Genomic DNA, 21,506 nt, shown 5'->3' on the forward strand with positions numbered 1-21,506 from the left:
ATGCAGACAGCGATGACATCGCAGCTTCGCGCGCCGCGCCTGCTTGCGGCCGCGCTCTCGTTCGTGGCGCTGACGCTCGGGTGGGCCGGGGTCGGAGAGGCGCAGATGACGATCAAGCGCCCCGGCGATCGCCCGGATTACAAGGTCGAGCTGGAGCCGCACCTCCTCATCGCGCCGTTCGAGCCGCTCGGCCCCGGCGTCGGGACGGGCGTCGGCGCCGGGTTCCGCGCCACCATCGACATCGCGCCGAACGGCTTCATCAAGAAGCTCAACGACTCGGTCGGCATCGGCTTCGGCCTCGATGGCCTTCATTACGGGGGCCGCGGAAACTACCGTGGTGACTGCACGCGCTTCGAGAACGGGCCTGCGGGCACGCGCATCTGCACCGAGGTCGACGCGTACGGGGACGCGTCGAACTACCTGTTCGGCTCGGTGGTGATGCAATGGAACTTCTGGCTTCACCGGCGCTGGTCCGTCTTCGGCGAGCCGGGGCTCGCGCTCTATCTCGGCGACCTGGACCGGCGCGTGCTCCCCGGGGTCTCGCCGGTCGTGTTCGTCGGAGGGCGCTTCCACTTCACGGAGAACGTCACGCTGACGATGCGACTCGGGTATCCCGCGTTCTCGCTCGGCGTATCGTTCCTCCTGTGAGCCGCGCCGCCCCGCGGCGCGCACTCCCGCGCACCCGCGACGGGCGCGCGCGCCGCGTCGGTTGCCCGGCGAGGCGGCTCTCCTGATATCCTGCGCGGCATGCCGGAGACGCCGGGATCCGAGGAGCCGCTGGAGTCGGCATTCATCGAGGAGCTCACGGTGCAGCGGCCCGGGGCGCCGGCCACCCCCGCCCTGGAGGAGCTCTCGAGCTCGGCGCTCGCCGAGGACGTCGAGGCGGCGGCCGCCGCCGCGGGCGGGGACGCGCTGGTCGGGAGCCTCATCTCGGGGCGCTACCGCGTCCACGAGCTGATCGGCGAGGGCGGGATGGGCGCCGTGTACCGCGGCGAGCAGGTGCACCTCCGCAAGCAGGTCGCGATCAAGCTGCTCCGGCCGGTCGCGCGGAGGATGCCGGAGCTCGTGGCGCGGTTCGAGCGCGAGGCGGTCGCGGGCGCGCACATCCGGCACCCGAACGTCGTCGCGGCCATCGACTTCGGCCAGCTGGACGACGCGTCGTACTTCCTCATCCTGGAGTACGTCGAGGGCACGCCGCTCAAGGAGGTGACGACGGGGGGGCGGCTCCAGCCGGCGCGGGCGCTCCGTATCGCGCGCCAGCTCGCGTCGGCGCTGGCGGCGGCGCACGAGAAGGGGATCGTCCACCGCGACGTGAAGCCGCAGAACGTCCTGCTCGACGCGCACGATCAGGTGCGGCTCATCGATTTCGGGCTCGCGAAGGTGAATGTCGATCTCCTGTCCAGCCAGACCCGAAAGACGTCGGGCCCGAGCCCCGCCCTGACGAGCGCCGGCGAGGTGTTCGGCACGCTCGCGTACCTGGCGCCGGAGGCGCTGCGCGGGATGGACGCGGTGGACGCGCGCGCGGACCTGTACGCGCTCGGGCTCGTGCTCTACGAGATGCTGACCGGGCAGCACCCGTTCGACGCGAAGAACGTGGTGGAGCGGCTCAAGCAGCAGGGCCCGGCCGGGCCGCCCCCGCTCCGCGCGCGCGCTCCGGACCTGGAGGTGCCCCGCGAGGTGGAGCAGGTCGTGGCGCGGCTCATGGAACACGACGCGGCGTTCCGCTACCAGACGGCGAACGACGCGATCGCGGCCCTCGACGAGGCGCTGGCGGCGGTCGCGCGCGCGGCGGCGGCGCAGGCGCAGGCGCACGCGGCGGCGCAGGCGCAGGCGGCCGCGCAGGCGCAGGCGGCGGTGCCGGGGGCGATCGCGGCTCCGGTGGCGGCGGGGGCGATCGCGGCTCCGAGGGCGGCCGGGCAGGCGGCGGCCGCGGCGGCGGGGCAGGCGGCGGCCGCGGCGGGGCAGGCCGGGCGGGCCGCGCCCGGGGCGCAGCCGCCGCCCGCCTGGTCGGGGCCGCGGCGCACGCTGCTCGCGCAGGCGCCCGGCCGGGCCAGGCCCTCGGCCGGCTGGGCCCCCGTCGCGGTGGCGCTGGCGGCCCTGGCGACGCTCGCGATCGGCGGCGGCGCGATCTGGCTGGCCCTGCGGCGACCACAGGCGACCGCGGCGGCGCCCGCGCCGGCCGCCGTGGAGCCGCCGCCCGCGCCGGCCGCGCCGCCCCCGGAGCCGCCGGCGACCGCGCCGCCCGAGGACGATACGAGCGGCCCGAGGGCGGTGCGCGCGCAGCTGAGCCGGGCGGTGGCGACGAGGAACTGGGTGCACGCGGCGCGGGCGATGCTGGCCCTCGCGGAGGCCGACCCGGAGATGCTGCTGAGCAGGGGCCTGCGCGAGGAGGTCGTGTCCACCGTGGCAGGCATCGCGTTCGAGGAGGACAACCCGGCGGCGGATCAGGTGTTCGACCTGCTCACGAACAAGCTGGGCACCGGCGGGCTGGACGTGCTGCTCGACGTGGTGCGCGCGCGCGGGGGCACGAAGGCCGCCCGGCGCGCCGGCGAGATCCTGGCCCGGCCCGCGGTGATGGCGCGCGCGACGCCCGCGCTCCGCGTCACCTACGCGTTCCGCAAGGCGACGTGCAACGGCAAGCGGGCGCTCTTCGGCCGCGCCGCCGCCGAGGGCGACGAGCGCACGCTCTTCGAGCTCCAGGTGCTGCACGGCGCGCGCTGCAGGCGCGCCGATCCGTGCTGTTTCCGCGACGACAAGGCGATCGCGGAGGCGATTCAGCAGCTCAAGGCGCGGCTCGGGACGTAGCGAGTCGGCGCGGCGCGCTCACCCGGGCTCCGGCCGCGCGCCGACGGCGCAGGTCAGAGCAGGCCGCAGCCGGGGTAGAGCGGGAGGAGGTCGCTGTCGCGTAGCTCCGTCCGGATCGTCTCGGGATAGGGCGACCCGAGCAGCGGCGCGAGCAGCGGCCCGACCAGCGGGAGCGTGTGGCACGTCTGATCGCCGGCGGCGTCCTTCGTGCAGACCAGGTTGCAGAGCCCCGTGAGGGCCATGCCGCACGTCGGCAGGTAGCCGCAGGGGCGCTCCAGGACCAGGAGGCCGAGGTCCAGCGGGCAGCTCAGCGAGAGCGCGGACAGCGCCCCCGAGAGCTCGGGGTTGAGGCAGGTGAATCCGACGATGTGCCCGGGAAGAAAGGCGTTGCCGTACATCGTGGCGTCCTTCACGACGAACTCCGAAAACGGCTCCTCGTCCCGGGAGCACTCGAGGGCCGGGTGCTTGCCCTGCAGCAGGATATCCACATGCTCGCCTGAGCCGTTCAGGTGCTGGAACATGCACGCCGAGACCCACCGCTGCTCCGAGGTGTTGAGCGCGCGCCCGGTCCACGCCGGCGCGAACCCGAACTCGCCGTAAAACGGCTCGCCGTCAGGGCCATAGACGACGCCGTCGAGGGGCAGCGCGCAGCGCACGAGGTGATCGAGCACGCTCCGCCCGCCGTCGGTCGCGAGCAGCGGCGTCGCGACAACGACGTCCCCGGCGCCGACGAGCGCGGCGCCGCCGAGCGCGCGGAGCGCGGCGCGGTTGTCCGTGGCCCAGAAATCGGCGGGCTTCAGGCCGTTGAGGCCGATGGGCACCACCTCGCGCCGCGCCGGCAGCTCCGCCGACCCGAGCGGCGGCGTGTCCGATGGACCGACGCACCCCGCCGTGAGCGCACTGCAGGCAAGGAGACCGACAGCGACGGATCGAATTGATAACATCCAGCTCTCCTCCAAGGAATCTCCCGACAACCCGAGGAAGCCGAGATGACGGGCACTCCCGACACGCTCGCTCTTCCTGTGATTGCAATTCTTTCACCCTGATGGAATACGCGCAATACTGAAAAGTGGTGCACGTCGCCTGTGTAGAAACACAGACTCGCCCGAACACGGGACGGAACATGGTCTGTCGACTCAGGTCGACAGGCCTGTACGAACGTCCGTGGTCCTCCGGGCTTCGTCGAGCGCGCGCTCCAGCTCGCCGAAGCGGGACAGCCACATGGGGCTGTCCCCGCGGCGCTCCCGCGCGCCAGCGAGCGCGTCGGCGGCCTCGTCGGTGTGTCCTCGACGCAGCGCCATCCGCGCGCGCCAGTAGAGGACCAGCAGCGCTATCTCGACGAAGGGCTGTTCCTTCGCGAGCTGCACTGCCGCGCTCCACGAGAGAGAGGATGAGCTGGCCGGCCGGACCCCGACCTCGGACAGCACGAGCTGGAGCAAGGAGTGATCGGGGATGTCGCCAGGGCCGAGAGCGCAGGATCGCTCGATCCAGAGCGCGAGCTGGTTCGCCTGCTCGTACTCGTCGAGCGCGAGGTGGATCTGCGCGATCAGGATCGCCGTCTGCGGCATCGGGCCCTCCGAGGCCTGCTCTTCGAGCCACCGGGCGCGCCGCGCGAGCGCGAGCGCCTCGCGCTGCCTGTCGCTCCAGTGGAGCAGCACGGCGACGTTGTACGAAGCGGCCTTCTCCATCCAGGGATTGCCGAGCTCGCGCGCGAGATCGACGGCGCGGCGGAAGTCGTCGACGGCGCCCGGCAGCGACCAGCTCCAGGCCCACAGCGCCGTGCGGTTCGTGTACGCCGTGCACAGATGGAATCGATCGCCGGCGTCCGCCGCCAGCGCGATGAGCTCACTGAAGGTGCGCTCGGCTTCCTCGCGGCGCCCCGCCGCCGCGAGCTGGAACGACAGCATGATCAGCGCGAGGACGCGGCAATCGTAGTCCCCCGACGCGGCGGCGCGCTCGGCGCACGCCGCGAGCTCCGCTGTCGCCTCCTCGAGCCGCCCTCGCCGCCACAAGGTCCGCCCCTCGGCGACACGGAGGCGCAGCGAGAGCTCGGGCGAGCCGAGCGCCTCGACGAGCGGCCGCGCCTCGTCCACGCGGCGCGCCGACTCGTCGAACTCGAAGGCCCAGTCGAGCGCTGTCGCGTCCTCGAGCAGGAGGGTCGCCTCGAGGCGCGCGTCGCCGAGCGCGCGGGCGAGCGCGAGCGCGTCGCCGAAATCGACGCGCGCCTCCCGGATGCGGCACATGCGGTAGCGGCTCCTGCCGCGGCCCGCGAGCGCGCGCACGCGCCGGGGCGCGTCGTCCGGGTCTGCGACGTGGAGCGCGGCGTCGTAGCGCTGGTCCGCCTCGACGGCGTCGTGCCGCGCGGCCGCGAGGTCGCCGAGCGCGAGGTAGGCGCCGGCGGCCTCGGCGCGCTCGCCGCACGCGGCGGCGTGGCGCGCGAGCGCGCGGAGCCCGCCGGTCGAGCCGGCCGCCACCTGCGCCCGCCAGTAGGCGAGCGCGCTGCAGTGGATCGCGGCGCGGTGGGCCGGGTCGAGCATCTCGTAGACGGCCTCCTGGAGGACGGCGTTCTGGAAGGCGTGCCACTCGCCCACGCGGCCGCGGCTCTCGGCCTCGCGCAGCAGGATGCGCCGCTCGGCGAGCGCCGCGAGGCCGAAGCCCGCGTCGACCATCGGCCCGGTGGCGCCCGCGCGATCGAGGCCGTCGAGCACGGCCTCGAGCTCGGCGCGATCGAACGACTTGCCGAGCGCCGAGCAGACCCTGGCGCACGTCGCGAGCTCCGGCGGCAGGTCGTCGAGCTGCCGCGCGGCGAGCCACTGCCACGCCGGCACCGGCGGCAGCGCCTCGACCTCGGCGGTCGCGACGTAGAAGCCGCCGCCGGCGCGCCGGTGCACGACGCCCGCGTGCTTCAGCGAACGGACGATCTGCCGCAGGCAGTCCGGGTTGCCGCCCGCCCAGCCGGCCAGCCGGCGGAGGGTCTCGGCGGGCGGGTACTCCGCCGGCAGGAGCAGGCGCGAGGCCAGATCCATGGCCGCCGCCTCCGCGAGCGGCGCGAGCGTCACGCGGGTGTGGCGCTGGTTGCGCTGGCCCCAGCTCGGGCGGGCCTGCTCGAAGCGCGGGGTCGCGGCCACGACGACCCAGAGGAGGACGCCCTCGCCGTCGAGCGTGGCGTACTCGAGGGCGTCGAGCAGCACGTCGTCCGCCTGGTCGGCGTCGTCGAGGATCACGGCGAGCGGGCCGCGGCGCGCGCGCCGGCGGAGCGCCTCGGCGAGCGCCAGCATCAGGCTGTGGCGGGCGACGCCGGACGGCCGCACGCCCCTCACGCTCGCCCAGCCGAGCGCCGCCGCGACGGCCTCCCAGGCCGCGCCGCCGAGCGGCTCGCCGAGCCGGTCGACGCAGAAGGCGCGCGGGTCGTCGGGGATCTCGTCGGGCGCGTCGAGCGCGATGCGGAGGAGCGTGCGGACCGCGTGCGCCGCGCCGCCGTGGATGGGGTGGAGCGCGCGCACGGCGACGACGCGCGCGTCGGGGACCGGCACGCCGGCGATGCAAGCGGCCTCGGCCGTGAGGCGCGTCTTGCCGAGGCCGGCGTCGCCGAGGAGCGTGAACAGGCCGGGGCACGTCCCGTCGAAGGCGTCGGTCGCGCTGCCGGCGAGCGCCGAGAGCACGTCGTCGCGGCCGAGCAGCGGCGGCTCCGCCATGCTGTCGGGCGCGTCCGGCGGCGTGGGCGCGATCTCCTCGTCGGGGAGCGCGCGCTCGAACTCCTCGGTCATCGCGAGGCCGCACCATGGCTCGGCCGGGAGCCACGTCTCGGGGCGCTCGACCGGGGTGCCGTAGACGGCGTGGAGGCCGCCGGGGACGCGGCGCAGGCGCACGCTGGCGAGGTGCAGCGCCGCGCGCACGCCGCCGCGCTGCGCGAGCTCGCGCGCCGCGGCGAGCGCGGCGCGGGCCGGGTCGTCGACGTCCCTCGCGGAGAACACGGCGACGCAGCGCTGCCCCCGCTGGCGCGCGATGAACCCGCGGCGGCCGCCGACCGCCGCGATCACCGGCCCCGCGCCGGTCTCGGCGAAGAGCAGCGCGACCGGCTGCCGGCCCTCGGCGGCGGCCGTCGCGAGGCCGTCGACCTGCGGTGACGACCGCGGCGCGGAGCGCGGCCCGGACCGCGGCGCGGAGGGCGGCGGGATCGTGTCGGCAGGAGGCCGCGCGCGCAGGGCGTGCAGGGTGCGGCGGAGCGCGGCGGCGCTGTCCGGGCGGCGGGACGGGTCCTTGGCGAGGCAGGCGAGCGTGAGCTCCTCGAGCCCGTCGGGGACGTCGGCGAGATCGCCCGGGCGCGGCGGGCGCAGCGCGAGGTGACCGTGCTCGACGGCGTTCGCGTCGCCGACGAACGGCGGGCGCAAGGTGAGCAGCTCGAACAGGATCACGCCGAACGCGTAGATGTCCGCGCGCGGGTCGATCCGCGCCGCGCCGCCGCGGAGCAGCTCCGGGGCCATGTACTCGGGCGTGCCGACGATGTCGCCGGCGCGCGTCGCGGCGGCGGACGCGGCGGGCTCGCCGTCGGCGGAGGCGAGCTTCGCCAGGCCGAAATCGAGCAGCACGGCACGGCCGCTCGATCCCAGCAAGAAGAGGTTCTCGGGCTTCAGATCGCGGTGGACGACGCCGCGCGCGTGCGTCGCCTCGAGCACGGCGAGGATCGCGTCGGCGCGCTCGGCGACGCGGTCGGGGTGGGGCGGCGCGCGCAGCGCCGCGAGCTCCTCGGCCAGGGTGCGGCCGAAGAGCCGCTCCATGGCGAGGTAAGGCCGGCCGCCGGGGAGCTCGCCGCGCGCGTAGAGCTGCGCGACGTGCGGCACGCCCACGCGCTCGGCGAGCGCGGCCTCGCGCTGGAATCGCTCGCGGACGTGCCGCGTCGCCTGCCGCGCCACCTTGACGGCGGCCGGCGCGCCGTCGTCGGACCGCTGCGCCGCCCAGACGTCGGAGAACCCGCCGTGCCCGAGCGGGCCGAGCACCGCGAAGCCCTCGACAGCGGGCGCCGGGCGCTCCAGGGCCCCGCGCTCGCCGAGCGGCGGCGCGAAGCCGTCTCTGACGCACGGTGCGCCCTGCATGAGCCGCCCGTGACATACGGCGCAACGGTGCATGATTCAGCGATGTCGAAGGCAATGGAGGGTCGCATTGGACCCCGGCTTACGCCTACAGTAACGCGAGAACTCGGCACCTGCCATGTATGAAGAACGATCCTCGTGACGATGAGCCGTCCGCTGCAACGCCGCCTGTCGATGCGCCCGCCGCGGGCGCGCCGCTGCCCGGGACGTCGGCGACGTGGGATCTGCGCACGCTCGACACGCGCGAGCGGGAGGGCGACGGCCCGGGCATCCCGATCGCCGTGGCGCCGAGGGCCGGCGAATACCTCCTGGACGGCGTCATCGCCGAGGGCGGGTTCGGCGTCGTCTACCGCGCTGTGCACGCGGCGAGCGGGGCTCCGGCGGCGGTCAAGATCATGCACGCCGAGCTGATCTCGCGCGCCGACGTGGTGCTCCGCTTCCAGCGCGAGGTGGACGCGATCGGGCGGATCCGGCACCCGAGCGTCGTCGAGATCCTGGACGTCGGGCGGCTCGACGACGGGCGGCCCTACTACGCGATGGAGCTGCTGCAGGGCAGGAGCCTCGAGCAGCACCTGTTCTCGCGCGGCCGGCTGCCGGCCGACGAGGCGCTCGCGATCCTCGATCCGCTCTGCAGCGCGCTCGCCGCGGTCCACGCGGTCGGGATCATCCACCGCGACGTGAAGCCGTCGAACGTGATCCTGTGCGATCAGGGCGGCGGGATGCGGGTCGTGCTCCTCGACTTCGGCGTCGCGAAGCTGCTCGACACGACGGACCTGTCGCTCACGTCGTCGCGGCACGTCGTGGGGACGCCGGCGTTCATGTCGCCCGAGCAGCTCCTCAACCGGCCCGTCGACATGCGGACCGACGTCTACGCGCTGGGCGCGCTGCTCTACACGATGATCGCCGGCTCGATGCCGTTCTCGGCGAGCGCGTACCCCGTGCTGCGCCACCTGCACCTGCACCAGGCGCCGCCCAGGCCGAGCCTGCACGCGCCGGTCGACCCGGCCTTCGACGACATCGTCGTGCGGGCCATGAGCAAGGACCCGGCCGGCCGCCAGCCCGACGTCACGGCGTTCCTGGAGGAGGTCCGGGTCGCCACGGCGCGGGTCCTCCGCGCCGACGCGGCGGAAGGGGGGCGCACGAGGCGCCTCGCGATCGGGCTGCTGGTCGAGGTGCTCGCCGACACCCGCGCGCTCGAGGCCCCGACCGACTCGTTCCTGACCGATTTCGAGGCGGTGCTCCCGCAGGCGATGACCGATCTCGCGGCCGCCGGGTTCACGCCGCTCGCGATCACGAGCACCAGCGTGCTGCTCTCGGCGGACTGGCCGCGCGACGATCTCGGCGGCAAGGAGGCGCGCCGCCGCGCGCTCGGGGCCGCGCTCGCGCTGTACGGGCGGCTCGACGGGGCCGGGCAACGCGACAGGCGGGTCGGCATCCGCCTCTGCCTCCACGCCGGCGACGTGGTGGTCACCGAGGACGGATCCATGGTGGGCGGGAACGTCGTCGAGCTCTCGTCGTGCCTGCCGGAGACGGCGACGCCGGGCGTGTATGCGTCGCCGGCCATGCTCGACGGCCTCGGCTTCGGCTCGCACCGCGCGTCGGGCGCCCCGGGCGCCACGATCCCGATGCGCCGCGTCGTCGCGCCGCCGGGCGGCGACGCGGCGCCGGCGTGAGGCGGGCCTCGACCGCCGCTCGCGGCGGTGTGCGCCCGAGCGCGCACGCGCGATGTTCTGGCGAGGTCGGCGCGCGCGCCGCGAGCCGCTCGACGGGGCTCGCGGCGCCGGGCGCGCGGATCAGCGGGCGGGCTTGACGAACTTGAGGGTCATGCGGTCGCTCTCGCCGATGGCGGCGTAGCGCGCGCGGTCCTTGTCGCCGAGCCGGAAGTTCGGCGGCAGGGTCCAGACCCCTTCGGGGTAGTCCTTCGTGTCCTTCGGATTGGCGTTCACCTCGGACTTGCCGCCGAGCTTGAAGCCGGCCGACTCGACCTTCTGGATCACCCACGCTTCCGGGAGGTATCCCTGCTTCGCGCTCTCATCGGGGTTCGCGTCGGGCTTGGCGCGGTGCTGCACGATGCCGAAGACGCCGCCCGGCTTGAGCGCCTTGAACGCCTCCGCGACGTAGGTGTCGAACTTGCCAGTTCGGTGCCAGCCGTGCGCCTCGCGAATGGCGATCACGAGGTCGGCCTTGCCCTCGATCCCGAGCTTCGGGTCGTCGCGGTCGATCGCGACGAGGTCGACCTTGCCGAACAGCTCGGGCGACTTGTCGAGCATGCGCTTCGTCCGCTTCCCGTAAAGGGTGTTGCGCGAGTCCGCGGGGCCGTTCGGGTCATAGGCCGTGACGATGAGCTTGCCCTTCTTGGCGAGCACCGGCGCGAGCAGCTCCGTGTACCAGCCCTCGCCCGCCCCGAGCTCGATCACGGTGCTCGTCGGCTTGAGGCCGAAGAACTCGAGGGTCTCGACCGGGTGCCTCGCCGCGTCGCGCTCGGCGTGGCCCGGGGCGCGGTGCTTCCCCTTGAGCGCCGCGCGCAACGCCGCGCCCGCGTTCGGGTGGTTGGCCGCGACGAGCGCCTTCACCTCGGCCTTGAGCGCGTCGTCGAAGCGCGCCGCCTCCTGGTCGGCCTTGGCCTCCATGGCCTTCATGTCCTCGGCGAGCTTGGCGAGCTCCGCCTTCTTCTTCTCCTCTTCGGGGTCCGCCTTGGGCGGGCTCGCCGCCTCCGGCTGCACGGCCGGCGCGGGCGGCGGAGCCTCCGTGGGGGCCGGCGCGGGCGGCGGGGCGCTCTCCACGGGCGGGGGGCTCCCGGCGCAGGCGGTGAGCGCGCCGGCGAGGACGAACAGGACCGTTCTTGACGTGGTGTGCATGCACGGCGGCGTAGACTGAAGAGACGACGGCCGCAAGAGCCCACCGCGCGCGCCGGAACCACGCGAAGCGCGCGCCAGAAAACCGCGAAAACCCCCGGGAAATCTCGCGAAAGACCGCGATGTTCCGCGTTGACCGGACGGCAGGGCCAGGGTAGCGTCCCCGGTCCAGGGAAAGCTCGCACACTCACGCAGGTGGCCGATGCCGCTCAGGGTCCACAATACGCTCACGAGGAAGAAGGAGCCCTTCGTCTCCGCCCAGCCGAAGATCGTGCGCATCTATACATGCGGTCTCACGGTCTACGCTCCGATGCACATCGGCCATGCGCGCACCTACTGTTTCTGGGACGTCTTCCGCCGCTACCTCGAGTACCGCGGCTATCATGTGCTGAGCATCATCAATTACACGGACATCGACGACCGCATCATCCAGCGCGCGAGCGAGCGCGAGGGCGCCGTCGACGTCGCGGAGCGGAACATCGCGGGGTTCCGGCGCGACTGCCGCAAGCTGCACATCAAGGACTACGCCGTCTACACGCGCGCGACCGACTTCGTCGACGAGCAGGTCGACATGATAAAGCGCCTGATCGAGAAGGGCCACGCGTACACGGTGAACGGCGAGGTCCTCTACGAGGTCGGCACCTGCCCGTCGTACGGCGAGCTCTCGGGGCGCAAGATCGACGAGCAGGAGGTCGGCGCGAGCGGCCGCGTCGAGGAGGACTTCGCGCGGAAGCGGCACCCGGCGGACTTCAGCCTCTGGAAGCCGACCGACGCGAGCCAGCCGGGCTGGCGCACCGGGGAGGACGCCTGGCCGACGGGGCGACCGGGCTGGCACATCGAGTGCTCGGCGATGAGCACGGCGCTGCTCGGCGACCACTTCGACGTCCACGGCGGCGGCATCGACAACATGTTCCCGCACCACGAGAACGAGATCGCGCAGAGCGAGCCGCTCTGCGGCAGGCCCTGGGTGCGCTACTGGCTGCACCCCGAGCACCTCGATCTCAGGGACATGAAGATGTCGAAGAGCCTCGGCAACGTCATCTCCATCGAGGAGCTCCTGTCCCGGCACGGACACGACGAGGCGCGGTGGTTCTTCGTGACGCAGCACTACCGGTGCAAGCTCCCGTTCGGCTGGGAGCTGCTCCAGCAGGCCTCCCAGGGCTACGCGCGCATCAAGAAGCTCGCGGCCGTCCTCGCCGAGAAGCTGCGCGGCGCGGGCGACGAGCCCCTCGCCGCAGGGACGTACGCGTCGCAGCGGCCGGAGGAGGAGCGCGTCCCGCGGATGCGCCACCAGTATGTCCACGGCCGGTTCGGGGAGCACACCGAGCGCTTCATCGCACGCTTCATCGAGGCCATGGACGACGACCTCAACACGCCGAACGCCGTGGCCGCGTTCTTCGATTACGTGAGCGCGCTCTATTCGGCCGGGATCGAGCAATGCGACGACCGCGACTCGCTGCTCGCCGTCTATCGAGCCATCGCGCGCCACCTCGCGGTGTTCGGGGTGGAGATCGCCGAGCCGGCGCTCTATCCGGCGCTCGTGGCCGACTACGCGTTCGCCCCGGCCGAGGGCGCGGCGGGGCGCGGGGGCGACGCCGCCATCGACCGGCTGATCGCGATGCGCCAGGCCGCGCGGAAGGCGAAGGACTTCGCCAAGGCGGACGCCATCCGCAACCTGCTCGCCGAGGCGGGGGTGGTGCTCGAGGACACGCCGCAGGGCCCGCGCTGGAGCGCCTGAGCGGAGCGCTCCTGCGCGGGAGACGGGCCCGGACTGGCGTCCTCGGCGCGCAGGCGCGCCTGCGCGCCGAGACCGAGAGCGTCGTGCCGGGTCCGTCTTCAAGGCGGATGTCCTCCGCCGCAAGACGGATGTACCAGAGTCCGTAACAGGCCTGATCGCCGACCGCGCGCCGGAATCGTGCCGGATACGCGGCCGCCGCTCCGCGGCGGCGTACGCCGGCGCCGCCCCATGGCTCGACGCCTCGGCCCCGGCGGTACGTCCGCCGCGCAGCCGTCCTGACGCCGTTGTGCACCGCCGGCCGCGCCGCAGGACGCCCTGCGCCGGTGTCGTCTCCTCCTTCTATAGAGGGCGCCAGAAGCGTAGCCCGGCGGCGGGAGGAACGCTGGCCGGCCATCACGGCGCCCTGGCCGGCCATTGCGGCGCGCTGGCCGGCCATTGCGGCGCGCGGCATGACGGACGACAGGCACCATGAAGGCGACGGAGTGACGACACGTCCCCACGGGACGCCGCCTTCATGACGGGACGCCGCCTTCATGACGCAATCGCGGTGCGGCACGACCGGAGCTCGCCGCACTGCGTTCTGAACGAAGGGCGACCGCATCGCGGAATCACGAATGGCGCAAGGGCGCGAGGGCGCCAGGGCGCGAGGAGCGCTGTCGCGCCGCGCGCACGATCGGAAGTGCGGGAAGCGTGCTTGTCCGGCGACGGGCCCATCCGGTGTCGTATTGTTGGTGAGCCAGGTGTGCCAGAGCCGGGCTCGGAAATCATGGCCAGGCACCACCGGCCTCGACGCGGCAGGGGGAAATCATCTCTTCGGATCGGGCATGGCGGTTGCCAATAGGCGACTCGCACCAGCGCCCGATCACGAACAGCCCGATCGGGTCACACCGACACCTGCTCGCGTCACCGGCCGCAGCGCGCGCTGCGGTCGGCCGGCGCTCGTGCAGTCAACTCTTACCCAACGAGAACGCAGATGCGGAACCTCTCCTTCGGCTTCGCCCATCCTCTAGCAATCAAAACCAGCTCGGCTGCGGTGCTCGCCCTCGTCGCCCTGGGCGCCGCCGCATGCGGAAGCTATGGCGTCGATGAAGGCTCCTTCGATGATGCGGAACTGGCGCTCGGCGAGGCCGGCGGGCCGCCCGGCTCGACGAGCGCCGTGACCGTCAGCGGCGTCGGCGTCACCGTCGGCGTCGGCGGTAGCGGCGGCGGCGGTACCGGCGGCTTTGCGGGCAGCGTCACCAGCAGCGTCACCGTCACCGGCACCGGCGCCGGCGGCGAGGGCGGCGGCGTCGGCGGCGGCCCGGTCGATCCGCCGGAGCCGGTAGGCCCGCCGGGCGTCGGGTTCTGGCAGTTCGACGACTGCGGCGGCTCGACGACAGCGCTGCTCGACTCGTCGGGCAACGGCTCGACGGCCACCCGCTCGACCGGGGCGGCCTGCGCGCCGGGCGTCAGCGGTCTCGGCATCTCCTTCGATCACAAGAACGACACGGTCACGGTCGACGACGATCCCCGCTTCACGTTTGGACAGAACCTCGCTGTCGCCGCGTGGGTCAACCCGACCTCCGTGTCCGGGTCCACGGTGCGGACGATCGTGCAGGAGAAGGGCAACGGCGACTCGAGCTTCTCGCTCGCCATCCGGAACGGCGAGGTGCGGTTCTCCGTGACCCTCCAGAGCGGGCGGACCATCACCTCCCGCGCCGCGATCGAGCCCAACGTGTGGACGCACGTGGCCGGCATCTACGACGGCAGGTTCGTGCGGCTCTTCTTGAACGGCGAGCAGTTCGGCCAGATCAGCGCGCCGGGCACGATCGCCGACATCAGCGCGCCGATCCATGTCGGCAACAACCCGCAGAAGCAGCGCTTCACGGGCCTGCTCGACGAGGTCTGGCTCTCCGCCAGCCCGACGACCGCCAGCGAGATCGCCCAGCTCTCCTGCCTGAGGCGCCCCGTGACGTTCAGCGTCACGCCGGAGAGCAGCGGCCCCGTCGCCCCGGAGACGCCCGTATCGTACCAGATTGCCGTCACGAACAACGACGTCGGCGCGTGCTTCCCGAGGGATTACTTCCTCGAGCTCTTCGGCCAGGAGGGGCTCAGCATCTCCGCCGATCCCCCGTTCTTCCCCGGGGTCGAGCCCGGGACCACGGTGACGTTCCCGGTCACCGTGACCGGCAGCGTCGACGCGGAGCCCGGTGTCCGGCAGATCCCGTTCTCCATCCTCGACTTCAGCTCGCCCGAGTTCATCGTCGGATCGGGCGCCCTCAACTACGAGATGGCCGAGCCGACGGGGTGCTTCGTCCGGACGAGCCGCGAGATCTTCGTGAAGCACCTCAGCGTGGTCGAGGATCCGATCCGCACGACGTTCGATGGTCCGCCGGACGACCCGCGGACGGGCGCGTGGACGTTCGCGCGCCTGATGGAGGACATGGCGCCCACGCCCGCCGACGCGCCCGCCATGGTCGAGCAGATGTTCAGCACCTGGCTGAGCGATCAGGCCGTGAACGGCTTCACGGTGCCGGCGCGCCCGGCCATTCAGCAGGTCGTGCTCGACGAGTGGCCGAGGAACGCCGACGGGTCGCTCGACCTCCGGCGGGCGCCGCTCCTGCTGCTCGGCATCGTCAACCGCATCGACGTGCGGAACCTGGACGAAGGCCACGCGGGCGAGGGCAGGTTCGTGTTCGGCGTCTTCAGCCAGGGTTTCGCGCAGCAGTTCACCCTGATCCTGGAGTACAAGCTCCCCGCGTCGACGGAGGCCGACGTGCTCGACTGGGCGAACGACTGGCACGCCCTCGGCAGCCTGCCCTTCCCGTCCGAGGAGTACAACGCAGCGCTCCAGGCGATCACAACGCGGTTCGCGGGCCGGAACGCCGCGCCCGGCAAGCCGAACGGGAGCTCGATCAGCCAGATCCGCACGAACGAGATCGCGCTCGCCGGGCCCTGGGAGCTGCGCGAGTTCGTCCTCTCGCCCGATACGGGCTTCCTGCGCCCGGAGACCGTCAAGCTGACGCCGGACCTCGGTTTCAACGGGACGCCCACGCTCGCGGACTTCGTGAACCAGAACGAGGCCGACATCCTCGTGGAGCGGCACACGGTGCCCGACGTGTTCCAGGGCGCGCCGTTCCTCGCCGGCTCGTCGTTCAACGATCCCACGGCGTGGTTCGCGCCGGGCATCGTCAACAACGAGGCGCGGCACAAGTTCTCGCTCAACACCTGCAGCGGGTGCCACGGGCTGGAGACCGGGACGCCGTTCCTGCACGTGAACCCGAGGTTCCCCGGCGGCGAGGCGTTCCTGTCGGGCTTCATGACCGGGATCAACATGCCTGATCCGCTGACCGGTGAGCTGCGCACCCTGAACGATCTTGGGCGCCGGAATCAGGACATGGCGGCGCTCGTCTGCGAGCCTGCCCCTGCCCTCGCAGCCGAGGCGCCCGCCGCGAGGCTGAGCGCGCCGGCCGCCGCGAGCCGCTCGGCGTTCATCCGCCGCGGCATCGGGCGCGTCCACTGATCTTCCTCGGCCCCGGCGCGGGTGCGGGAGCGCGGCCGGGCCGCCGCCCCCCGCCCCGCGCCGGGCGCCCCGGCCGCCGTCGCATCTCCCCGCGGCCGGGCCAGCCCTCCCGCAGCGCACGACACCTCCCCTCGATCCCGCGCAACCCGGCGCCCGCCGTGCGCGGCGGGCCCTCGCCTGCACGTCGGGCCGCAGGAGCACGATATCGCCTGCGCGACGGTTGCCTCGGGCGCCAGCCGTGAGGTAATTTGAATACCAAGCTATCTTTCTTCATGACGTAAACGACCAATGGTCGCGACCGGTCGCGACCAGACGCGAATGCACGCGATCGGGCGCGAATGCACGCGACCGGACGCGAGTGGACGTGACGGCGACGCCGCAACGGCACGCGTGACGGCGAGTCATGCCGTCGCGAGAGCGTCGTGGCGCCGGCGTCACGCAACGACAGCGCAACGACACGACGACGATCATCCACGGGGCTTACTTGCTTGCCTGAATGGAGACGACGAGATGCGTTATCTTGAAAACAGACACAAAAAGAGCGCCAATGCTCTGGGCCGCCGCGTCTTCTTGAAGGCGCTGGGGGCCGGCATCGCGGCGCCGCTGGCCTTCCGGATGAGCAGCCTGGCCATGGCCGAGCCGAGCGCGGCGCCGGTCCGGCTGTTCATCTACTTCGTGCCCCATGGCATGCCCATGGAGTACGCCGAGCCCTACGGCTCGGGAGCGGACTTCCTGAAAGGCTCGACGGTCCTCTCGCCGCTCGCGCCCTTCGGTCAATACGTCAATGTCTGCCGCGGGCTCGGCATCAACGGCTTCGGCAACCACGAGGCGGTCTCCGGCGTGCTCACCGGGGTCAAGGACGGCGCAGGGGCCGACTCGATCGATCACCTCATCGCGCAGGCGCTGGGCGTCGACGCCTACAACCTCGGCGCCAACCCGTACCCGAGGAACCAGGACGGGACCGGGTTCGACAAGAACTCCTACCTGGTCCGGCACGGCGGCGTCTGGGTGCGCCCCACCGAGGACCCGGCGGCCGCGGCGGCGGACATGCTCGGGGCCGTCGGCGCCGGGCAGCAGGGCGGCGAGAGCGCGCCGGCCGCGGACGAGGCGGCGTTCCGCAACGAGGCGCTGGGGCTCACCGAGCGGCAGCTCGAGAAGATGCAGCGCGCGCTCTCCGGCCTCACCCGCGAGCAGAACAAGCTCGGCATCCACCTCGAGTCGGTGCGCTCGCTCAAGACGGCGGGCGACAGGCAGGTCGTGAACGGCTGCACCAGCAAGCCGGCGCTCCCGGCGCTCGACGCGCTGGCGGGCAAGAGCGTGTTCGAACAGGCGAACCTGCGGAGCGTCATCGACGCGCACCTCGAGGTCGCCGCCAACGCCATGGTGTGCGGCACCGCGCGCGTGGTGACGATGCAGAACCTGTGGGTCAACTGCGATCTCCCCATGAACTTCACCGGCGGTCCGGGGAGCGCGAGCGTTTACCACGGGGCGACGTCCCACTCCCGGGAGCCGCCGGGTCGCATGGAGTTCGCCACGGTCCAGAGCTGGTTCTTCGCGCGGCTCGCGGAGAAGCTGCTCACCGTCCTCGATCAGCCCGACCCGCTCGATCCGGCGAACACCGTCCTGCACAACTCGCTCATCTACGTGTGCAGCGAGATCGGCGACGGCGCGGATCACAACTCTGACGTCCACGACGTCTATCTCGGGAACAAGATCGTCCACTCCTACCTCCCGGCGATCTTGATCGGCAACGCCGGCGGCCGCATCGCGAGCCGCGGCGTCGTCGACGTCGACACCGACCACGTCAACATGCTGGCCACGCTCGGCGATGCCATGGGCGTTTCCATCCAGACGATCGGCGCGAGCTCCGCGAAGCCGATCCAGGGGCTGAAGTCATGAATCGCTGGCAAACGTGGGTGCTCGCGGGGCTGTCGTCATCGCTCCTCGCGTGCGGCGCGGGCAACATCGGTGGCGAGGACGACCCCGAGAAGGGCCCGGTCATCCCTGGCAACTCCTGCGAGCAGGCGCAGGTCGGCGCGCCGGTGCTGCGGCGGCTCACCGCCCTGGAGCTGGAGAACAGCCTCCGCGACATCTTCCCCGAGCTCGGCGCGGCCGCCTGGTCGGGGGTGCGGCTGGGCACGGACCCGACCTCGAAGCACGGCTTCACGAACGACGCCGAGGCCCTGCAGGTCGGCGCCCAGACCGCGAAGGAGCTCCTGAGCACGGCGGAGGAGGTCGCCGGTATCGTGACCGCGGACGCCGCGCTGGCCGCCTCGCTCCCGTGCGCGGCGACCCAGCCCGGCCCCGAGTGCGCCGCCGAGTTCGTCACCCGGCACGGGCTGCGGCTGTTCCGCCGCCCGGTGACCGAGGAGGAGAAGGGCGAGTTCCTCGCGCTCCACGCGTCGGTGAGCGGCAAGTCCGACTTCCGCGTCGGGCTCAAGTGGACGCTCGTCTCGATGATCCAGTCGCCCCTCGCGTTCTACCGCTCGGAGATAGGGACGCCGAGCGGCGGTCGCTACGATCTGTCGCAGCACGAGGTCGCGACGGCGCTGGCCTACAACTACACGGGCACGACGCCCACGCCCGAGCTGCTCGACAAGGCGGCGCGCGGGGAGCTCGGCTCGCCGGAGGCGCTCGTCGAGGAGGCGCGCGCGCTCCTCGGCTCGCCGCGCGGCCACGAGGCGATGAGCCGCTTCCTTCAGCAGTGGCTCAGCTACGGCAAGGTGAACGGCATCGCGAAGGAGAGGCGCCCCGACTTCAGCACGTACGGCGCCCTCATGCAGGACGAGACGCGCCTCTTCCTCGAGGAGGTCATCTACACCCGCGGCGCCGGGGTCACCGAGCTCTTGACCGCGCCGTACACCTTCCTCAACGAGCCGCTCTCGGCGTTCTACGGGTACGGCAACGTCACCGGTCAGGGCTTCCAGCGCGTGGAGCGGCCCGCGGAGTGGGGTATCGGGCTGCTCGCCCAGGGCTCCCTCCTCGCCGGCAACTCGCGCATGGACAGCTCGTCGCCGACGCACCGCGGCCTGCTCGTGTTCGAGCGGCTCCTCTGCGGCCACGTGCCCCCGCCGCCGAAGAACATCCCCGCGATCACGAAGCCCGATCCAGGGAAGACGACCACGCGCGTGCGCTACGAGCAGGTCCACATCTCGGCCGACGAGTGCAAGGGGTGCCACGCGCTCATGGACCCCACGGGCTTCGCGCTCGAGCACTTCGACGAGATGGGGCTCTACCGCGCCGACGAGGGCGGGCTCGCCATCGACGACTCGGGCTACATCGCCGTCGCGGGCGAGCAGCGGCCCGTGGTCGGCGCGACGAACCTGGCCGAGACGCTCGCCGCGACGCCGGAGGTGACCGAGTGCGTGAGCGACCTCGGGTCGACCTATGCCTACGGCGGGGCGCTCGGGTCCGAGTGCGCCATCGGTGAGGTCCAGCAGGGCCTGATGCGCGGGGAGATCGGCCTCCTCGAGTTCTTCGCGCGCCTGGCCGGCACCGAGCACATGCGCACCCGCGTCCGCCGGGAGTAGCGCCCTCCCCTCCTCAGCCGTCGAGGCCGGCGCACGAGAGCTGTGCGCCGGCCGGGAGCTCCAGCCCGAAGCGATCCCGGAGCACGCCGACGATCGCCTCGCGCTCGAGCTCGACGCGCTCGAGCTGGCCCTGGCGGAGCACGCCCAGGGTGCGGTTGCGCAGCGTCACGCGGCCCTCCGGCGTGGGGAGCGCGGCGATCAGGTTGTTCACGAACAGCGAGTCCGGGTGCGTCGAGGTGAAGTGGTTCGCCACCTCGTAATCGACCGGGTAGCTCTCCTCGAGCGTGAATGCGTAGAGGTCCTGCGGCTGCTCGCCCATCCGCGACTCGAGCACCCACACGGACGAGCCCTCCCGGCGGAGGCTGACGACGTCGCTCTCCTGCGGCTGGCGCTCGCCCTCGACGAGCCGCACGGACCGCGAGAGGCCCGGCCCGCCGAAGCCGACGTCCGCGAGGAGCGGCCCCCCGGGCATGTCGATGAGCGACAGCATGTGGGACCGCGGGCTGATGCCGGCCTGGGTCTGATTGAAGCGCACGCGCGCGATGAGCGTCGTGACCTTGAAGCCGATCCGGCGCAGCACCGCGACGAACAAGGTGTTCTGCTCGAAGCAGTAGCCGCCGCGGCGCGCGCTGACGAGCTTCGCCTGCACGCCGGCCAGATCGAGGCGGATCCGGCGGCCGAGCAGGACGTCAACGTTCTCGAAAGGGATGGAGTGGACGTGCGCGGTGTGGAGCGCGTCGAGCACCTCGCGCGTCGGGGCGAGCGCCCCGCGGTAGCCGATGCGGGCGAGGTAGGCGTCGAGATCGAGCGGCTGGCTGTCCTGTGTGGTCGGCTGCATGGTCAGGTCCCGCAAGGATACGCCCGCCGAGGCGCGCGTGGCGCGCCTCGGGTCGCGACGACGCGCTTCTTCATCAGGACAGCGCCTGCGGATCGGCGAAGAGCCGCTGGAAGCTGTCCTTGTCGATCGCCTTCTCGAGCGCCGCCTGGACGGAGATGGTGTCCTTCCGGACGAGCCGCTCCAGCGCCATGTCCATCGTCTGCATGCCGGCGGAGCGGCCGGCCTGCATCAGGTTCGTGATCTGGAACGTCTTGCCCTCGCGGATCATCGCGGACAGCGCGCTCGATCCGACGAGGATCTCGTGGGCGGCGACGCGGCCCGTGCCGTCCTTCGTGCGGAGGAGCTGCTGGGCGATGATCGCGGCGAGGCTCTCGGAGAGCATGCCGCGGACCTGGAGCTGCTCGTCGGCGGGGAACGCGTTGATGATGCGGTCGATCGTCGCCGCGGCGCTGTTCGTGTGGACCGTGCCGAAGACGAGGACGCCGAAGCTCGCGAGCTGCAGGGCGAGCTTCATCGTCTCGTTCGTCCGGAGCTCGCCGATCAGGATCACGTCGGCGTCCTCCCGCCCGGCGCTGCGGATCGCGCTCGCGAAGCTGCCCGCGTCCGGGCCGACCTCGCGGTGCGTGATCTGCGCCTTGATGGGGCTGTGCACGAACTCGACCGGATCCTCGATCGTGAGGACATGGCAGGCGCGCGAGCGGTTGATGTGGTCGATCATCGCCGCGAGCGTCGTGGACTTGCCGGAGCCGGTCGGGCCCGTGATCAGGATGAGGCCGCTCGGCCGCTCGGAGAGCCGGCGGATGATCTCGGGGCAGCCGAGATCGTCGAGGGAGAGGATCTTGCTCGGGATGGTGCGGAAGACGGCCGCGAGCCCGGTGGTCTTGTGGAAGTAGTTGGCGCGGAAGCGCGCCTTGTCGCCGTAGGAGTAGGCGAAGTCGAGGTCGAGCTCGTCGACGATCCGCCGTCGCTCCTCGGGGGTCGTGATCTCGAAGAGGAGCGCCTCCATCTCGGCCGCGTCGAGGGGCGTGTCGCGCACGGCGACGAGCTCGCCGCGGGCGCGGACCAGCGGCGGATAGCCGATGCCGAGGTGCAGGTCGCTGCCCTTCCTGGACAGGAGCTCGTCGAAGAGGCGGTCGATCCTGGCCACG

The 21,506-nt window shown here is 72.5% G+C and carries 12 protein-coding genes; 7 read left to right on the top strand and 5 right to left on the bottom strand.

Annotation, left to right across the window (positions count from 1 at the left end; genetic code table 11):
• Window positions 1-12: 12 nt before the first annotated feature.
• Complete coding sequence (locus WMF24_RS29105) at window positions 13-648, top strand: hypothetical protein (protein ID WP_437730673.1); 636 nt, start codon at window positions 13-15, stop codon at window positions 646-648.
• Window positions 649-747: 99 nt separating this feature from the next.
• The gene (locus WMF24_RS29110) at window positions 748-2,805 is read left to right on the top strand and encodes a protein kinase domain-containing protein (RefSeq protein WP_437730674.1); all 2,058 of its coding nucleotides are present in this window, start codon (window positions 748-750) and stop codon (window positions 2,803-2,805) included.
• Window positions 2,806-2,858: 53 nt separating this feature from the next.
• Here WMF24_RS29110 and WMF24_RS29115 read toward each other — a convergent pair whose 3' ends face one another.
• Window positions 2,859-3,749: a hypothetical protein gene (locus tag WMF24_RS29115; RefSeq protein WP_437730675.1), complete on the bottom strand. Its 891-nt coding sequence runs from the start codon at window positions 3,747-3,749 to the stop codon at window positions 2,859-2,861.
• 192 nt (window positions 3,750-3,941) lie between these two features.
• Entirely contained in the window at window positions 3,942-7,898 is a 3,957-nt protein-coding gene (locus WMF24_RS29120) for a protein kinase domain-containing protein (protein WP_437730676.1), read from the bottom strand.
• A 119-nt stretch (window positions 7,899-8,017) separates the two neighbouring features.
• On the opposite strand from WMF24_RS29120, the gene WMF24_RS29125 reads away from it, so the two are divergent.
• Window positions 8,018-9,568, top strand: a complete 1,551-nt coding sequence (locus tag WMF24_RS29125; RefSeq protein ID WP_437730677.1) for a serine/threonine-protein kinase — start codon at window positions 8,018-8,020, stop codon at window positions 9,566-9,568.
• A gap of 120 nt (window positions 9,569-9,688) precedes the next feature.
• Here WMF24_RS29125 and WMF24_RS29130 read toward each other — a convergent pair whose 3' ends face one another.
• Window positions 9,689-10,753 carry a class I SAM-dependent methyltransferase gene (locus tag WMF24_RS29130; RefSeq protein WP_437730678.1) on the bottom strand — a complete coding sequence of 355 codons (1,065 nt, stop codon included), beginning with the start codon at window positions 10,751-10,753 and terminating at the stop codon, window positions 9,689-9,691.
• A 199-nt stretch (window positions 10,754-10,952) separates the two neighbouring features.
• Between WMF24_RS29130 and cysS the strand changes: the two genes are divergently transcribed.
• The 4 genes from cysS (at window position 10,953) to WMF24_RS29150 (ending at window position 19,520) form a co-directional block, all read left to right on the top strand.
• Window positions 10,953-12,488 carry a cysteine--tRNA ligase gene (gene cysS / locus WMF24_RS29135; protein ID WP_437730679.1) on the top strand — a complete coding sequence of 512 codons (1,536 nt, stop codon included), beginning with the start codon at window positions 10,953-10,955 and terminating at the stop codon, window positions 12,486-12,488.
• A gap of 1,033 nt (window positions 12,489-13,521) precedes the next feature.
• Window positions 13,522-15,990, top strand: a complete 2,469-nt coding sequence (locus WMF24_RS29140; RefSeq protein WP_437730680.1) for a LamG domain-containing protein — start codon at window positions 13,522-13,524, stop codon at window positions 15,988-15,990.
• 510 nt (window positions 15,991-16,500) lie between these two features.
• Complete coding sequence (locus tag WMF24_RS29145; protein ID WP_437730681.1) at window positions 16,501-17,889, top strand: DUF1552 domain-containing protein; 1,389 nt, start codon at window positions 16,501-16,503, stop codon at window positions 17,887-17,889.
• On the top strand, window positions 17,886-19,520 hold the full coding sequence (locus tag WMF24_RS29150) for a DUF1592 domain-containing protein (protein ID WP_437730682.1): 1,635 nt from the start codon (window positions 17,886-17,888) through the stop codon (window positions 19,518-19,520). The genes WMF24_RS29145 and WMF24_RS29150 overlap by 4 nt, the downstream gene beginning before the upstream one ends.
• 13 nt (window positions 19,521-19,533) lie before the next feature.
• Here the strand turns inward: WMF24_RS29150 and WMF24_RS29155 are convergent, their stop codons facing one another.
• Entirely contained in the window at window positions 19,534-20,358 is an 825-nt protein-coding gene (locus WMF24_RS29155; RefSeq protein ID WP_437730683.1) for an arylamine N-acetyltransferase family protein, read from the bottom strand.
• A 73-nt stretch (window positions 20,359-20,431) separates the two neighbouring features.
• The gene (locus WMF24_RS29160; RefSeq protein ID WP_437730684.1) at window positions 20,432-21,505 is read right to left on the bottom strand and encodes a type IV pilus twitching motility protein PilT; all 1,074 of its coding nucleotides are present in this window, start codon (window positions 21,503-21,505) and stop codon (window positions 20,432-20,434) included.
• Between the last annotated feature and the right edge of the window lies 1 nt (window position 21,506).

The organism is Sorangium sp. So ce1335 (assembly GCF_051521615.1).
Taxonomy (GTDB): Bacteria; Myxococcota_A; Polyangia; order Polyangiales; family Polyangiaceae; genus Sorangium.

What these genes read in the sequence shown, in the direction of transcription:
- WMF24_RS29105 (WP_437730673.1), top strand. Translation starts at nt 13, where the DNA reads ATGACATCGCAGCTTCGCGCGCCGCGCCTGCTTGCGGCCGCGCTCTCG.
- WMF24_RS29110 (WP_437730674.1), top strand. Translation starts at nt 748, where the DNA reads ATGCCGGAGACGCCGGGATCCGAGGAGCCGCTGGAGTCGGCATTCATC.
- WMF24_RS29115 (WP_437730675.1), bottom strand. Translation starts at nt 3,749, where the DNA reads ATGTTATCAATTCGATCCGTCGCTGTCGGTCTCCTTGCCTGCAGTGCG.
- WMF24_RS29120 (WP_437730676.1), bottom strand. Translation starts at nt 7,898, where the DNA reads ATGCAGGGCGCACCGTGCGTCAGAGACGGCTTCGCGCCGCCGCTCGGC.
- WMF24_RS29125 (WP_437730677.1), top strand. Translation starts at nt 8,018, where the DNA reads ATGAAGAACGATCCTCGTGACGATGAGCCGTCCGCTGCAACGCCGCCT.
- WMF24_RS29130 (WP_437730678.1), bottom strand. Translation starts at nt 10,753, where the DNA reads ATGCACACCACGTCAAGAACGGTCCTGTTCGTCCTCGCCGGCGCGCTC.
- cysS (WP_437730679.1), top strand. Translation starts at nt 10,953, where the DNA reads ATGCCGCTCAGGGTCCACAATACGCTCACGAGGAAGAAGGAGCCCTTC.
- WMF24_RS29145 (WP_437730681.1), top strand. Translation starts at nt 16,501, where the DNA reads ATGCGTTATCTTGAAAACAGACACAAAAAGAGCGCCAATGCTCTGGGC.
- WMF24_RS29150 (WP_437730682.1), top strand. Translation starts at nt 17,886, where the DNA reads ATGAATCGCTGGCAAACGTGGGTGCTCGCGGGGCTGTCGTCATCGCTC.
- WMF24_RS29155 (WP_437730683.1), bottom strand. Translation starts at nt 20,358, where the DNA reads ATGCAGCCGACCACACAGGACAGCCAGCCGCTCGATCTCGACGCCTAC.